Source organism: Shewanella mytili (genome assembly GCF_046765975.1).
Classification (GTDB): Bacteria; Pseudomonadota; Gammaproteobacteria; order Enterobacterales; family Shewanellaceae; genus Shewanella; species Shewanella mytili.
On sequence record NZ_JBKOUD010000012.1, the window covers coordinates 84,015 to 100,129 of the forward strand.

The 16,115-nt window shown below is 56.1% G+C and carries 11 protein-coding genes; 6 read left to right on the forward strand and 5 right to left on the reverse strand.

Annotation, left to right across the window (positions count from 1 at the left end; all coding sequences use genetic code 11):
- Positions 1 to 3 precede the first annotated feature (3 nt).
- From ACIDEJ_RS12275 to ACIDEJ_RS12300, 6 genes are all read left to right on the forward strand, one after another.
- A complete protein-coding gene (locus ACIDEJ_RS12275; RefSeq protein WP_411988359.1) occupies positions 4 to 984 on the forward strand; it encodes a DUF58 domain-containing protein in 981 nt (326 codons plus the stop codon).
- Positions 971 to 2,995: a transglutaminase family protein gene (locus ACIDEJ_RS12280; RefSeq protein WP_411988360.1), complete on the forward strand. Its 2,025-nt coding sequence runs from the start codon at positions 971 to 973 to the stop codon at positions 2,993 to 2,995. Before ACIDEJ_RS12275 ends, ACIDEJ_RS12280 begins: the two co-directional genes overlap by 14 nt.
- Positions 2,996 to 3,173: 178 nt before the next feature.
- The gene (gene recC / locus ACIDEJ_RS12285; RefSeq protein ID WP_411988361.1) at positions 3,174 to 6,659 is read left to right on the forward strand and encodes an exodeoxyribonuclease V subunit gamma; all 3,486 of its coding nucleotides are present in this window, start codon (positions 3,174 to 3,176) and stop codon (positions 6,657 to 6,659) included.
- The gene (gene recB / locus ACIDEJ_RS12290; RefSeq protein WP_411988362.1) at positions 6,652 to 10,392 is read left to right on the forward strand and encodes an exodeoxyribonuclease V subunit beta; all 3,741 of its coding nucleotides are present in this window, start codon (positions 6,652 to 6,654) and stop codon (positions 10,390 to 10,392) included. The genes recC and recB overlap by 8 nt, the downstream gene beginning before the upstream one ends.
- An 11-nt stretch (positions 10,393 to 10,403) precedes the next feature.
- A complete protein-coding gene (gene recD, locus ACIDEJ_RS12295) occupies positions 10,404 to 12,377 on the forward strand; it encodes an exodeoxyribonuclease V subunit alpha (RefSeq protein WP_411988363.1) in 1,974 nt (657 codons plus the stop codon).
- Between the two features lie 227 nt (positions 12,378 to 12,604).
- Entirely contained in the window at positions 12,605 to 13,621 is a 1,017-nt protein-coding gene (locus ACIDEJ_RS12300; protein ID WP_411988364.1) for a D-alanine--D-alanine ligase, read from the forward strand.
- A 72-nt stretch (positions 13,622 to 13,693) separates the two neighbouring features.
- Here the strand turns inward: ACIDEJ_RS12300 and ACIDEJ_RS12305 are convergent, their stop codons facing one another.
- The 5 genes from ACIDEJ_RS12305 to ACIDEJ_RS12325 form a co-directional block, all read right to left on the reverse strand.
- A complete protein-coding gene (locus ACIDEJ_RS12305) occupies positions 13,694 to 14,191 on the reverse strand; it encodes a GNAT family N-acetyltransferase (RefSeq protein ID WP_411988365.1) in 498 nt (165 codons plus the stop codon).
- A gap of 21 nt (positions 14,192 to 14,212) precedes the next feature.
- Positions 14,213 to 14,503, reverse strand: a complete 291-nt coding sequence (locus ACIDEJ_RS12310) for a hypothetical protein (protein WP_239853112.1) — start codon at positions 14,501 to 14,503, stop codon at positions 14,213 to 14,215.
- Between the two features lie 86 nt (positions 14,504 to 14,589).
- Positions 14,590 to 14,994, reverse strand: a complete 405-nt coding sequence (locus ACIDEJ_RS12315) for an ABZJ_00895 family protein (RefSeq protein WP_411988366.1) — start codon at positions 14,992 to 14,994, stop codon at positions 14,590 to 14,592.
- A gap of 118 nt (positions 14,995 to 15,112) precedes the next feature.
- Positions 15,113 to 15,577: a hypothetical protein gene (locus ACIDEJ_RS12320; protein WP_130255316.1), complete on the reverse strand. Its 465-nt coding sequence runs from the start codon at positions 15,575 to 15,577 to the stop codon at positions 15,113 to 15,115.
- Positions 15,578 to 15,674: 97 nt separating this feature from the next.
- The coding region (locus ACIDEJ_RS12325) for a DUF4844 domain-containing protein (protein WP_411988367.1) at positions 15,675 to 16,115 on the reverse strand (441 nt) is incomplete at its 5' end.

Consider the following 16,115-nt stretch of genomic DNA (forward strand, 5'->3'; position numbering starts at 1 on the left):
ATCATGTTGCATAAGCGGCCCATGCAGGGCTACTTCCATCGGTGGCTGTCCCGGCGGTTGCCGCCGGGGCAACGCCAACGCCTTGATCACCGGCGCATTTTCATTCTGCCAAGCGGTTTTGGCATGTTATGGCTGGGGCTGGCAGTGTTGCTGTTTTTATTCGGCACCAATTACCAGAACAACCTGATCATCGCCCTGGGATTTTTGCTCAGCAGTGTGTTTGTCAGCAGCATTTTTTACAGTTATCGCAATCTGGCGGGGCTTGCCTTGCACGCACAGCCCGCACCGGAAGCCTTTGCCGGAGACAATATTCAGGTAACCGTAAAACTGCTCACGGATTGCCCACGTTATCAGTTGCAGCTGCAGTATCCGGCAACGGATGGCACCATAACCCATGAAATAACCGCCCCGGGGGCAAACCTGTCACTGCCGGTCAGTTGCGGCCGCCGGGGATGGCTGCACCCTGGCAGATTGTTGCTGGAATCCCGTTTCCCGCTGGGACTTTGCCGAGTGTGGTCATGGATTGATCTGGATAACCCGGTATTGGTTTATCCGCCATTACATCCGGCGCCGTTGCAACTGCAGGGCATCATGGACAGCAACCAGCAACAGTTGCCCAGCCAACAGCCGGGCATAGAAGAGTTCAGCGGCCTTAAGAGCTGGCATCCCGGAGAATCCCTCAAACAGGTTGCATGGAAACAGTATGCCCAAGGGCGCGGCATGCTGGCCAAGGAGTTTAACGCCCCCCAGGGCGCGCCGGTATGGTTGCAACTGCCACCGGGGTTGCAGGGTGCCACCTTGGAGGATGCCTTGGCAAAATTGTGTTGGCAGGTGCTGCAACTGGCTCGGCAAAATGCCGTCTGGGGACTGCAACTGCCAACGCAGCAGTTGTTGCCGGCAACAGGGGCAACCCATCGCCGTCAATGCCTACAAGCCCTGGCACTGTATGGCCTGCCGGCAAGGAGATGCGATGACCAACCGTGACCATCTCAGCCAACGCACCCTTTTTTGGCTGTTGCTGACCAATGTGGCCATTTTGCTGCCCCTGTATGACAAAGCCGCCTCCGCTACGCTGGCAATTGGTGCCATCTGTTTTCTTTGGCGCCTTGGCATCTATTTTGGCAAGGTGGCCCGTCCGCCCCGGTTACTGGTGACGCTTCTGGCCGTGGCGGCCGCCCTCACCCTGGCGCTGGTAAGCCGGGAGCTTGGATTGCTCAATGCACTGATTAACCTGTTGATTTTGGGTTATGCCCTGAAATACATCGAAGCCAGATGCCGACGTGACGTGCGGGTGATTGTACTGGCGGGATATTTTCTGGTGGCGCTGACGCTGATTGACCATCAGGGAATAGGCTACGTGCTGTTGCTGGCGCCGGTCATTGCCATCAACACGCTCACGCTCATCAGCCTGTATCTGGAAACCGGCAACATCTCCCGGCAAGGGCAACTCACCCTTAAACTGCTGCTGCAAAGCCTGCCCCTTGCGTTGCTGCTGTTCATTACCATTCCCCGCCTGCCGCCTTTGTGGATGGTGCCCCAGCTCAAATCGGCCACTACCGGGTTGTCTGATACCGTGGGGTTTGGTGACATTTCCAGGCTGACACGCTCGGCGCAATTGGCGTTCAGGGTCACCTATGAACAGCAGCGCCCGCCTGCCCATAGCCTTTACTGGCGGGCACTGGTGCTTGAGGATTACGATGGCAAACACTGGCGCCAGTCGCCAACGGCCCAGGCATGGCAAAGCCAGGCCGATACACGCCACCCACAGCGGCCACGCCCCCAAGAGACTCAAGTCGGTGAGCGCCTTGATTACACCGTTATTGCCGAAAGCTCCGGTCAGCATTGGCTGTTTGCCATGGGCAATGCCTTTAGCGACACGCCAGGCGTATTCAACATGCCGGATTATCGGCTCTACGCCAGTCGGCCGTTGGAGCAAAAATTTCAATACCGGGTGCAGCAATACCTTCATGCACCGCGCCAACAGGCACTGAGTGAGGCGGAATATCAGCGTAACCTGGCATTGCCGGCACACGCCAACCCTCGCAGCCAAGCGCTGGCGTTGCAGCTGCGCCAGCACTACCCCGAACCGGCACAGCGGCTGCAGGCCATGATGCGCTTTTTCAACCACCAGCCCTTTTCCTATACCCTGACCCCGCCCCTTACTGGCCCCCAGCAGCTGGATGATTTCCTGTTTGAAACCCGCGCCGGCTTTTGTGTGCATTACGCTTCTGCGTTCACCTTTCTGGCCAGGGCCTCCGGCTTGCCGGCGCGAATGGTGGCCGGATACCAGGGCGGTGAATTCAATCCCCAAGCCGGCTATCTGAGCGTTTATCAGTACATGGCCCATGCCTGGAGTGAAGTATGGCTTGAGGGGCAAGGCTGGGTGCGGTTTGACCCCACGGCAATGATTGCGCCCGAACGTATCGAACAGGGCTTTGACAGTATTTTCTCCCCCGAGGACAGTTATCTGGCCAACACCGCCTTTATTGGCATTCGCACCAGTGACTGGTTCCAGCAGCTGCGCCTTAAACTTGCCAGCCTTGATTACTACTGGACGGTGTGGGTACTGGGGTTTGACAACAACCGCCAGCAGCAGTTGCTCAACCAGTTACTGGGGAAAATAACCCTCTCGCGCATGGCACTGCTGGTGCTGGGCGTCATGACCCTGGCCCTTGGGTACATCGCTTACAGCAGCGGCTTGCTGCGACGCCCCACCTCCTTGCCACAAGTGGACAAAGATTTCCGGAAAATCTGCCAATTGGTGGCCCGCAAGGGGCTGCAACGCCAGCCGGGATGTGGCCCGCAGGATTTCATCACGCAGATGGCTTGCCATTTCCCCAGTTGCGCCAATCTCATCAGCCACTGGGGCGAGCAATACCTGCAACTGAAATATGCCAAGCTGACACCCCACGCCTGGCAACAGGCGCAGCAAAGCTTTCATCAGCTGACCCGGCAATTGGTGCAACAACTGTCCCGTAGCGCTTTGGCACGTTAATGCCCGCTGCATTCGCCCCATTTGCCGCACCATCCCCAAGGCACCGCTTGAGTGCATGCCCCTGCCATCATCCGCCGCCAGCCGTCTCGGCTTTACGCCAAGACAAAGCTGGCACATTCGAAATCAGCTATTTAGAATAACGCCATCCGCCAATGAAGGCTTACCGATCAGGAATCCCATGTTCAAACTGATCCAATCCAACAAGATGGAGTTGCTGTCAGCAGCCCTTAGCGACGAGCTGCGCACCCCGCTGCCGGGACAGTCACCGCTGGCACAGGAACAGATTCTGGTGCAGAGCCCCGGCATGTCCACCTGGTTGCAACTGGAGATTGCCAAACACAACGGCATTGCTGCCGCGCTGGATTTCCCCCTGCCCTCCAGTTTTGTCTGGGACTTGTGTCATACGCTGCTGCCGGATGTGCCCAAGGAAAACGCCTTCACCAAAGAGGCCATGACCTGGAAACTGTTGGGCTTGCTGCCGCAACTTGTTGATGAGGCGGAATATGCGCCGCTCAAGCGTTATCTGGAAGGCGACCTACAGCAGTTGCCGTTAAAGCGGTTTCAGCTGGCATCCCGCATTGCGGACATTTTTGACCAGTATCTGGTGTACCGCCCCGACTGGATTGCCGCCTGGGAACAGGGTGAATTGCCGTTTGAACTGGCGCCGGAGCAGCAATGGCAGCCGTTGCTGTGGCAACAGCTGATTGCCAAGAACCAGGCACTGGGGCTTAGCGGCTACCATCGTGCCAACCTGCACGATGCGCTGGTCAGCACCCTGAAACATGATGCCAGCATTCTGGCGCGTTTGCCTGCCAGGCTGTTCGTTTTCGGCATCTCCTCCATGCCGCCGCAGATGCTGTCGGTGCTGCAGGCGTTGGGGCAACGCATCAACGTTACCGTGTTTGGCCTCAGCCCCTGCCAGCATTATTGGGGCGACATTGTGGCCCCCAAAACCCGCGCCCGCATCAACCTGGCCTACGGCGAAAAACGCCAGTTGCCGGAAAACTGGCAACAGAGCCTGATTGTGGGCAACCCGCTGCTGGCCAACAACGGCAAGCTGGGGCGCGATTTGCTGGATTTACTGCTGGAGTTGCCACCAGAAGAAATAGTACTGGGAGATGACCTGTTCTACCCCGCAGGCAACGCCAACCTGCTGCAAGGCCTGCAACAGGACATTCTGGAGATGGAAACCCGCGGCCGCCTGCTGGGGCCAGACAGTGAGCTGTACCTGTCACTTAACGGCCGCCGCCTGCTGCGGGATGACGACGACTCGTTGACCCTGCGCAGCTGTCATTCACCACTGAGGGAAGTGGAAACCCTGCACGATCACCTGCAATGGCTGCTGGCCCGTGAGCCGGAATTGTCACCTAAGGACATAGTGGTGATGATGCCGGATGTGGCCGCCTATGCCCCCTATATTGATGCAGTATTCGCCCGGCGCGACGGGCAATATTTCATTCCCTACGCCATTGCCGATCGGGGCGCCAGCCAGGAATCGCCCCTTATCAGCAGCTTTTTGACCTTGCTTGACATCAACAGCAGCCGTTTTGCCCTCACCGAAGTGCTCACCCTGCTGGAGCTGCCCGCCACCTTGAGCCGTTTCGGGCTGGATGATGGCGATTTGGCGCAAATTCGCCACTGGCTGGAGCAGGCCCAGGTACGCTGGGGCCGCAGCGGTAAAGCCCGTCAGCAGCAACAACTGCCCGCCTTTGAACAAAACTCCTGGGCGGAGGGATTGCGCCGTCTGGTACTGGGGTATGCCCTGGAAGATGACGGTGAGCTTTTTTGCGGCCATCTGCCGGTAGCGGGCGTTGAGGGGCAATCTGCCCAAGCGCTTGGAAAACTGTTGAATTTTATTGAAGCATTGGACAACCTCGCCAACGGTTTGCAACAGGCAGAATCACCAGACGACAGAATTCAGCAGTTATCAGCATTATGCCAACAATTTTATGCACCGGTTGATGAGCAAGATACCCAGGCATTAATGGCGGTGCATGCAGCAATTGCTAAACTGGCATCAGAATTATCGAATGCAGGATTCAACCACAAACTCGATCAGCAACTGCTGTTGCAGTGGTTCAGCACCCAGCTGGAGGAGTCCCGTGTCGGCCAGCGTTATCTGGCCGGGGCGGTCAATTTCTGCACATTGATGCCCATGCGCTCCATTCCGTTTCAAGTGGTGTGTCTGCTGGGGATGAATGATGGCATCTACCCGCGAGTGCAGCACCCGGTGGGATTTGACCTGATGGCCCAGCAACCGGCTCGCCGGGGTGACCGCTCCCGCCGCCTGGACGACCGCTACCTGTTCCTTGAGGCGTTATTGTCCGCCAGACGGCAACTTTACATCAGTTACATTGGCCGCTCCCAGCGGGATAACAGCCCGCGCAATCCCTCCATGCTGGTGGCGGAATTGCTGGAATACTGCCAGCTCAGCTGCCTGCCCCAAGCATTGGCAGAAGATGGCGCCGCGCCGTTAACCGAGCCGCTGGATGCCAACGCCTTGCAGCGGTTGGAAGACACGCTCAACGCCAAATTAATCAAACAGCAGCCGCTGCAGCCTTTTGATGGCGCGCTGTATCAGCCGGCATTACTTGAAAATCCGGCCAATGCGCCCATTACGCCATCGTTTGCCGCCCAGTGGTGCCCGCAGCCCCACACCGACGATAACCCGTTCCTTAATGGCACACCGCTGCAATTGGCGCCGGACGATACTTTGGTTGACAGCGAAACACTCATTGAATTGCAGGCACTGGTGCGGTTTTTCCGCAATCCGGCCCAATATTTTTTCAATCGCAGCCTGAAACTGGACCTGGCGCTGGATATCCACGCCGATGACAACGACGAGCCGTTTACCCTCAATGCCCTGCAACGCTACCAATTGCAGTCACTGTTGCTGGAAGACGCCTTGAAACGGGATGGCGTGCGTGATGCCAGCCTGACGGCCAAGCTCAAGGCCAGCGGCCAACTGCCAAGCCGCCCCTTTGATGATCTGCTGTTGGGGCGTTATCAGCAGGATGTGGCACCGCTGCTGGAGCGCACCCTGTTCTTGCGGGGAGAGAAACTGCAAACCCTGACGGTGGATTTGCCCTTCCCGGCCCTTGGCTGCCGCCTGCATGGCCGACTGGATGACATCAGCGCCAAAGGGCTGCTCAGTTACCGTCCCGGTACCGCCAAACCCCAGGACCTCATCCGCCTGTATTTGCGCCATCTGGCACTGAATGCCAGTAACTGGCAGCGCCACAGCTATTTGCTGGACATGGGCAATTTCCACGCCTTTGCCCCCATGGATGCAGACACCGCCCAGCAGGAGTTGCAACTGTGGCTGCAAGCCTTCCTCCACGGCCAGCATCAGCCGCTGCTGTTCATGCCAAAAACCGCCATGAGCTACGCCATGAGCGAAGGCCAAACCCATGAAGAACGCCTACTGGATGCCAAGACTGCCTGGGAGGATCGCCAAGGAAAAGATGGCAATACCTTGCCCGGTGATGGCAGCAATCCCCATTACCAGCGCTGTTTTACCTTTCCGGATGACTTTACCGAAGATGCCTTTGCCCGCCAGGCCATGCACTTGCTGTTGCCGTTAATCGGCCGTTACCAGCAGGGCGAGTTGCAGCAGCTGGCAGAATTTGTGGCCAATGGCGGCGAGGAGGCTGCAAATGACTGATCCAAAACCCATGCAACCACAACTGCTGCATACCATGAGCCTGCCCCTGCAAGGGGCGCAGCTGATTGAGGCCAGCGCCGGCACCGGCAAAACCTACACCATTTCCGGCCTTTATTTGCGGCTGCTGCTGGGCATTGGCACCCGTGCGCCCCTCACGTGTGAACAGATCCTGGTGGTGACCTTTACCAATGCCGCCACCGATGAACTGCGCGAGCGCATCCGCAGCCGCATCCGCCAGGCATACCGTGCCTGCCTTGGACTGCCTGAAACCGATCCGTTTCTCACCGAGCTGCTGGCCCTTATCAGCGCGGATGAGCTGCCCCAAACCCTCAATCGGCTGGATCTGGCGCTAAAATCCCTGGATGAAGCGGCCATTTTCACCATTCACGGTTTTTGCCAGCGGGTGCTGAGCGATTTGGCATTCGAGTCCGCCTTGCTGTTTGATGCGGAATTTTCCCTGGATGACAGCGAATTTTTGCATCACGCCGTACGGGATTTCTGGCGCAAGGCCTGTTATCCGCTGCCGCGCCTGCTGGCGCAGCTCATTTTTGACAAACTGCCGGGGCCGGATGCCCTGCAGCAAAAGCTGCAGCCACTGCTGGGAAACCGGGATGCCATTGCCACGCCTGCGCCCGTGCCTTTTGCCCGGATTGCCGACATGCTGCAGCCTGCCATCAGCCGCCTGCGCCAGCACTGGAAAGCCGGGCGGGAACAACTGCACCGGCAGCTTTATGGCCTGTCACTCAATGGCCGCCGTTACGGCAAAAAAGACGAGGGTTATCCACTGCTGGCCCAAGCCTTGGAGCAGATGGATGACTGGGTGGACTCCCGCCACGAGCTGCCACCAGCCAAAGCGCTGGACAAGCTGTCATTGCAGCGCCTGAGCCTGAATAAAGGCAGCGCCCCGGCGCCCAGTCAAGATGAGGCACCACTGCTGGGGTTGATTGATGACATCCTTACCATGCAGGAGCAACTGCTGCCGGCTTTTTTATGCGAGGCGCGCGATGACATTCGCCAGCGCTTTGTGGCCGAAAAGGCCCGGCGCAACCTGCTGACGCCGGATGATTTGCTCTCGACCCTGGCCACCGCACTGGGGCATGGCCCGTCAACGGCAGAAGCATTGCCCAAGGGCGAACCGATAAACACGCCGGATGTTCTGGAGGCCAACAGCGAGCAGGCGCGCCAGCAGCATCTGGCGCAAGAGATTGCCCGGCGCTTTCCGGTGGCCCTGATTGACGAATTTCAGGATACCGACCCGTTGCAGTTTGCCATTTTCTCGCGCATTTATGCCGCCAGCTTGCCCCTTGATGGCAGCGTGGCTGGCAGCCAGGACGGATTATTGATGATCGGCGACCCGAAACAGGCCATTTACGGTTTTCGCGGCGGCGACATCCACACCTATCTGGCGGCCCGCACCCAAACCCACGGCCAGTACACCTTGGGCACCAACTACCGCTCCGCCGCGGCCATGGTCACGGCGGTCAACACCCTGTTCAGCCAGCATCCCGCCCCCTTTGCCGGGGAAAACATTCCCTTTGAGGCGGTGAACGTGCCCGCCGCAGCCAGTGAAAAATGCCTGCAAAGCCTTGGTGACAACCATGCGCTGCAAATTCGCCTGCTCAGTGAAGACCCTAGCAAAGGGCTTAACAAGGACGCCGGCCGGCAACTGCTGGCAGAAGATGCGGCCGAGCAAATCCTGCAACTGCTCAACGGCCAGGCCGAGATTGCCCGTGGCCCGCAGCGTAAACGGTTGCGGGCGCGGGATATTGCCGTGCTGGTGCGGGATCATGTGGAAGCCTCGGTCATGAAAGAGGCCTTGAGCAAACGCCAGATTGGCGCGGTTTTTTTAAGCCGCGACAGTGTGTTTGCCACTCAGGAAGCGCGGGAGCTGGCACTGTTGCTGCAAGCGCTGGCCAATCCCCGGGATGAAATGGCGCTGCGCAGTGCCATGGCCACCCGCTTGCTGGGGCTTGATATTGGCGCCATTCACGATTTCAACCAGTCAGAAGACAGGCGCGCCCTGTGGCTTGAGCGCTTTGAGCGCTGGCACCAATTGTGGCTGAGCCGCGGCATCATGCCGGCCATCATGCAGCTGACCGCCGACACCGGCACCCTGCACCGGCTGCTGGCAGGCGACAGCGGCGAGCGGCGCCTGACCGATGTACGCCACCTGTGCGAACTGTTGCAGCAAAAAGCCGCAGAGCTGGATGGCCCGGCGGCCCTGCGCTACTGGTTTGAGCAACAACTGCTGGAAGCCGCCAACAGCGAAGAGCAGCAGCTACGGCTGGAAAGCGAGCAGAACCTGGTGCAAATCGTCACCATCCACAAAAGCAAGGGGCTGGAATACCCGGTGTGTTTGCTGCCCTTTATCAGCCTTGCCGGCAGCGATCGCACGCCGGATCCGCTGCTGTATCATCAGCAGGAAAAATTATGGTGGGATCTGGCCAAATCCGATGACGGCAAAGCCCGGCAAAAACAGGAGCAACTGGCCGAAGATCTGCGCTTGCTGTACGTGGCGCTGACCCGCCCGGTTTACCGCTGTTATCTGTCCATCACCAATCACAGCCGCATGCTGAAAAACGGCATCAAGAGCAACCTGCCGCAAACCGCCATCGGTTACCTGCTGGGCTTTACCGACAGCGCCACCGATTTTGCCAAGCTGCAACAGCAACTGCTGCCGTTGCAGTCCGATGCCATTTCGGTCAGCGTCATCAGCGCCGGGCAGTATGGCGGCACGCTGACCGCCACCACCGCCACAGCTAGCCAGCCCCAGCCCTTGACACTGCCCATGCCCCAGCGCCTGCCTTGGCGGGTGGGCAGCTACAGCGGCTTGGTCAAAGACAAGAGCAAACCGGGTTACCAGCTGCCAGAGGTGGACAATACCGAGGCACCGCCGCAAACGCCGGGCATGGATGATGAACAGTTTGACCCATTGCCGGCAATAACCCCTTTACCGGAGCAACCACCGGCAGCGCGCTTTTTGTTTGAAAAAGGCGCCAATGCCGGCTCCTTCATGCATCAGGTACTGGAAGATTGGGACTTTGCCTGCGAAAACCCAGGCGCCGCACTGGCGCAACTATTACCCCCCATCATGCTGCAATACGGCATTGCAGCCGATGAGCAGCCACTACTTGAGTGCTGGTATCAGGAGATCATCCACACCCCCTTTGGCAGCAAAAACCGGGATGACGGCTTGATGCTAAGCGCCCTTGTGGCCGCTGACAGGCTCCCTGAAATGGCGTTTTACCTGCCGGTGAGCGAGCTGCGTTGCCATGCCCTTAACATGTTGCTGCGCCGCTACGGGTATCAGGCGGATTTCAGCTTCGATACCCTGCGGGGCATGCTCAAGGGCTTTATTGATTTGACTTTTTGTTACCAGCAGCGCTGGTACATTGCCGATTATAAATCCAACCACCTTGGCAATGAGTTTGACAGCTACCATGGCGATAACCTGCAACAGGCCATGCTGGAGCACCACTACCACCTGCAGTACCTGCTCTATACCCTGGCGCTGCACCGCCTGCTGGAAAAACGCCTGCCGGATTATCAGTACGAGCGGGATTTTGGCGGCTGCTATTACCTGTTTTTGCGGGGCATGTCGCCCCAACACCCCCAAGCCGGTATTTATTACGACAAACCGCCACTGGCACTGATTGAAGCGCTGGATGCCTTATTTGCCGGCCAGCTGCCCGCGGCCGCGCCAGGCACTCAATTCAGTCTGGAGTCATGCTGATGGAAAGCCCAATGTTACTGAACCTGCACAGCTCCGCCCCCATTGACACCCTGTTGCAACAGGCCGAGCAGCAAGGTGCCCTCAGTCCGCTGGATCGCCACTTTGCCCTGCAACTGGCAGGGCTCAGTCACAGTGACGAGCCCTGGCTGTTATTGCTGCTGGCACTGCTGTCAAAGCAGCTGTCGGCCCAGCACAGCTGCCTGCCCCTTGCCCATATTGATGCCGACAATCCGCTGGCACTGCGCCAATTGCCGGACAGCCCAGCCATTGAGTGCCGCTTTGACATTCCCCAGCCGCAGCTAAGCGCCTGCATTGTCAAAGCCTTGCAGGATTCGGCGCTGATATGGCAGGCGCAAGATGAGCAAAGCGACCCCCAACACCGCCCCTTGGTATTGCAGGGCGAGCGCCTGTACCTGCGCCGTTACTGGCATTATGAACAGCAGGTGGCCGCCAAGCTGCAACAACTGGCCTGTGACAGCGATATTGCGAGGCAACTGGACAATGATCCCGCGTTGCTACAACAAACAGCCGAGCTGCTTGGCAATCTGTTCAGCGCGCCAGATGATGGCATTGACTGGCAAAAAGTTGCTGCCGCCACCGCCCTTACCCGGCAACTGGCCGTGATCACCGGAGGCCCCGGCACCGGCAAAACCACCACGGTCACCAAGGTGTTGCTGCTGTTGCTGCAACTTTTGCCTTCCCTCAAAATCCGTCTGGTTGCCCCCACCGGCAAAGCGGCGGCGCGCCTTAGCGAGTCGGTCAAACATTCCAAAATGCAGCTGCAATCGAGCCTGCACGGGCCGTTGGCCGCACTGCAGCAAGCCCTGCAACACATTCCCGAGCAGGCATCCACCATCCACCGCTTACTGGGCGTGATCCCAGATGACAGCCGTTTCCGTCATCACCGGGACAACCCGCTGCTGCTGGATTTGCTGATTGTGGATGAAGCTTCCATGGTGGATCTGCCGCTGATGGCCAAACTGCTCGATGCCCTGCCGGACAATGCCCGGCTGATATTGCTGGGCGATCAGGATCAGCTGGCCTCGGTGGAAGCCGGTGCCGTGCTGGCAGACATCTGTCAGGGGCTGAAACACGCCGACCAGTGGCAGATGCGTTACAGCCCCCGCCAGGCCAAGCGCCTTGGCGAGTTGTGCCGGGCACCGCTCCAGGCCACAGCCAGCAGCAGCGGCCTTGGCGACAGCCTGTGCATGTTGCGCCACAGCCACCGCTTTAAAGGGGATGCGGGAATTGGCTTGCTGGCGCAAGCAGTGAACCAAGGTGATGAAAACGCCATTGCCCGCATTTGGCAGCGGGGGTATCAGGAGCTGCAATGGCTGGAGCACAGCGATGATGGCAGCGGCTTGCAAGGGCTGCTGACGCTGTGCGAGCAGGGTTATCGGGAATACCTGGCCCTGATGCAACAACAGGCCGCGCCTGCGCAAATTCTGACGGCCTTTCACCAGTTTCGGGTGCTGTGCGCCATGCGCAGCGGCGAATACGGGGTAGATGGCATCAATCGAGCCATTATCCGCGCGCTGGCCGCCAAGGGCTGGCTGCAACCGGTGAGCGAATTTTACGCCGGGCGCGCGGTGATCATTCAAAGCAATGATTACAATCTGGGGCTGTTTAACGGCGATATCGGGCTTATTCTGCCCGATCCCGCCCAGCAACGGCTGATGGCCTGGTTTGAGCGCAGTGACGGCAGTTTGCTCAAAGTGCTGCCCGCCCGCCTGCCCGGCCACGACAGCTGCTTTGCCATGACCGTACATAAAAGCCAGGGCAGCGAATTTAACCGCGTGGCGCTGGTATTGCCGCCATTTCCCAAAGGGCCCCAGCAGCAACTGCTGTGCCGGGAGTTGCTGTATACCGCTATTACCCGCGCCAAAAATCACTTTACCTGCCTGGCAGGAAGCCGGGTATTTGCCCATGCCAGCCGCCGTCTTACCCGCCGCGCCTCGGGGCTGGCACAGCGGCTATGGCGTTAACCGCAGCGGGTTGCCACCTAAAAATGCCACAAGAGGCGAGACATGGCAGCACGGCTCACAATTATTGCGCGGATGTTATCAGTTGCCGGCTTTTTCAGCGCATCTTTCACATCCACGCAAATCCGCTTAACCCTGCCAAGCGATATGCGCCATAATGGCACACACAAAGTGCCTGCCAGATGGCAGGCCATACAATCACTCATCCTCCGAGTCTTACGGGAGCAACCATGACCCACGGGATCAATCTTTTGCTGTTATGTGGTGGCGGTGGTGCCGAGCACGCCATTTCGCTGCTGTCTGCCGGATATTTTGAAAGCTGCCTGAGCAAGGTCAGCGGCATCAACCTGTTATGGCTGGAGCTTAACGGCAGCGGCCAGTACCACACCAAGGATGGTCGCAAATGCGAGCTGACCAACCGCCGCGAAGTGCGTTTTGACGATGAAAGCCCCAGTTGGCCGGTAGATTACGTAATCCCCTGCATTCACGGTTACCCCGGCGAAACCGGCGATATCCAGTCTTACTTCAACCTGATTAACCTGCCCTATTTTGGCTGTGAATCAGAAGCCAGCAGCAACTGCTTCAATAAAATCACCGCAAAAATGTGGTTCAGCGCGCTGGGGATCCCCAACACCCCTTACCTGTTTGTCAATCAGCCCGATGACGCAGCCATCCAGCGCTGCCAGCAGGCACTCAGCCAATGGGGTTCGCTGTTTATCAAGGCCGCATCACAGGGCTCTTCCGTGGGGTGCTACAAGGTTGACTCGCCCGCTGCCGTTGCCGAAAAACTCCAAGAGGCCTTTCATTATTCCCCTTACGTGGTAGTGGAAAAAACCATTCACGCCCGGGAGCTGGAAGTGGCGGTATATGAGTATCAGGGCCAGGTGATTGCCACCCTGCCCGGCGAAATCGTCTGCGCCGCCGACACCTTTTACACCTACGAAGAGAAATATGCCAAAAGCAGCCATGCCACAACCCGCGTGGTCGCAGAAAACCTCAGCGAAGACCAGATAGCCACCATCCGTGATTATGCCGTGCGGGCATTCAACGGCATGAAACTGCGCCACCTGTCACGCATTGATTTCTTCCTCAGCGATGACGGGGAAATCCTGCTGAACGAAATCAATACCTTCCCCGGCCTGACCAACATATCCATGTTCCCCAAAATGCTGGCTAACCACGGAGAGGATTTTACCACCTACCTGCTGGATAACATCTCCCGCCAATTGGGCCAACCAATCGCCTGACAACAGTTAACAAGCAAGCCTCCCGCTGGGAGGCTTGCTTGGGGTAAAACCGCCAAGGGTTGCCCATCACGCTTAAACCGTTGGTCTGCCATCCAACGCCAACACCATTGGAATATCCACCATTCCTTGTCGATTCCTGATGCCTGCCGTGCGTTTAAAGCCAAAACGCAAATACACGCCTTCCGCATTTACCGCCGAGTTAACCGTAAATAAGCCACCATTACCGTTTGCCAATGCCTTTTCCTTAACGGCTCGCCATAATTGGCGGGAAAGCCCCTTACCTTGAAAATCATCGTTGACGAATAGATGGTACAGATGCGAGTTGTCCCGAATGCCCGCCACGCCAACCACTTCATCATGCGCGGTCACTGCCACAACATAGTCATAGCTTGCTGATGAAGAGTTTGCAGACAGATATTTTTCGATATTTTTCTCTGACATGGAATCTAGCAAAATATCATGTACAGACGCATCACAAGTGGGACATACATATTTTCTTGTTAGGGGTAGCATCAACTCACTGATTGCCCTCGCATCACTCATTTCCGCATTCCTGATGTAGATGCCCATTATTTCTCCTAATTGTTAACGTTATGTGTTTTTAACCAAACCATCTACTACCTCTGATGCCTCTTTTAAACCAGCACCTGTAATTTTGCGATACAGCCTGATAGCTTTTAATCTATGACCAGCTTTTACCGCAGAATGAACTTCAACCGGAACTAGGGTGCTATCGTCAAATTCAATACCCGTATGTTTGATAAGAGCGTCTACTTTAACTTCCAAAAAGCGAATTCTTTTCCGGTAAGTATCAAGTTGCGTATTAACAATCAGATATAGCACAACCAAGGACGGCAATAAAACTCCTAATAATTCAGCCAATCTGTCTACTCCTTAAAACACATAACGCCGCAAGCAAAGGCGCGCGTTAGCGCGTCCGGCCCGAAGGGCGATTTTGCCTTGCCTTGTTAACTTTGTACGAGTTCAGGGCGTTTTTTAAGAAGATGCTTTTTAACACCATAGTTTACAGCAACGAACAACAAGGCATGCAATGGAATGACAACTGCCATGCCTACAAATAGAAATTTAATAGGAACTTCATTAGCGATCATAGTGGGTACACCCAACAGAACACTCGCTAACACATCTCCCGCTAAGGCGGAAAACACCAACTTCCATTTTTCACCACCTTCGATAATTCTAGAATTCTTAGTTGAGTATGAATAGAAACACCAAAATGAGATAGCCAATAATATGGGGGTATTTAGACTATTAGCGTTTTCTACGCCTAGAAGCCCCATGGTTATCCCCACAGCTGCCATTACTAATGTGTAGACAATGGTGAAACGCGTAAAAAATCCTAAGATGCTCATTATTACTCCTATAAAGTTAACGCCTTACTAATGGGCGCAAAAATGCTTGGCTAAAATTAGCGACGAAGGAGCACAAGCCAAGCGTTTTGCGTCCTTTTGAGTAACTTGTTATACGTTTTTACTCTAGTCTTCCTTCAGGGCACCAGACAGCCATGCCACCTCCAGGGCAAGCAACAACTAACCAAGTATCAGAGTTTTCTCCATGACTAGTTAACCCAGCTTGCCACGGCTCGTAATCCTGATCTTCTCCATTCATATAAAGAAGCTTTCCACTTTCAAAATGCACAACCAAATGGGGATGAGGAGATAATATTTGTATTTCCTTTACTTCTTCGCCCCTCAATTGATGAAGTTTGATTTCTTCTTGCTCTTGGGTCAGTTCTTCACATTCAACGGGAAATTCTTCTGGTAGAGAATCAAAGATATCCCATTCGGATGATAAGTTGATATAAGCCTCTTGAGCTATGTCTTTTGGGCCATCCAGTAATAGCTGTGGAGTGAAAAACCTCAAGCCATTAACAGAACTTCCTTTCATCAATCTGTTCATTACAGATTCGGCAAATTTTCTATCAGATTCGTCCATAGTCTCGAAACGTATAACGCCCCGCTAGACGGCGAGCGAAGCGAGTCCTAGTGAAGGCCACGTTTTTCCTGTGGCCGTAACGGATTTCAGCGGTTTGTTAGTGTTGAATCGTTGGGTCAAAGCCATACCTCCATTGATTCAATCGTCCTCCTGAGCTAGCAATCTCGAAAACATCCATAATTTGCTCAAAGTATGTGAAGCCTCTATCCATCTCTTCGGAATCCATCACAGATAGTGCACGAGCTGCGACTTCGATGATCCCCCAGAACTCATCTTCCGATATTTCAGATTCTGAAACCTTGAGGATACTGACTATAGCTGCATTTATAACTAGCTCGGCCTGAAGCCTAGTTACCTCGTCAGGAGCGCCTGGATAGAAGTACACGGAACTTTCGACGAACTTCTTTTCTTCTAAAAGCGCTTCTAGCTGACTGACCCTATCTGGGTTAACACTGATCATTTGTCCCTCATTTGAACAGCCAAACATTAGTACCGTTAAGAACAGGAGAGTAATAATTTTCATATTTACACTAACGCC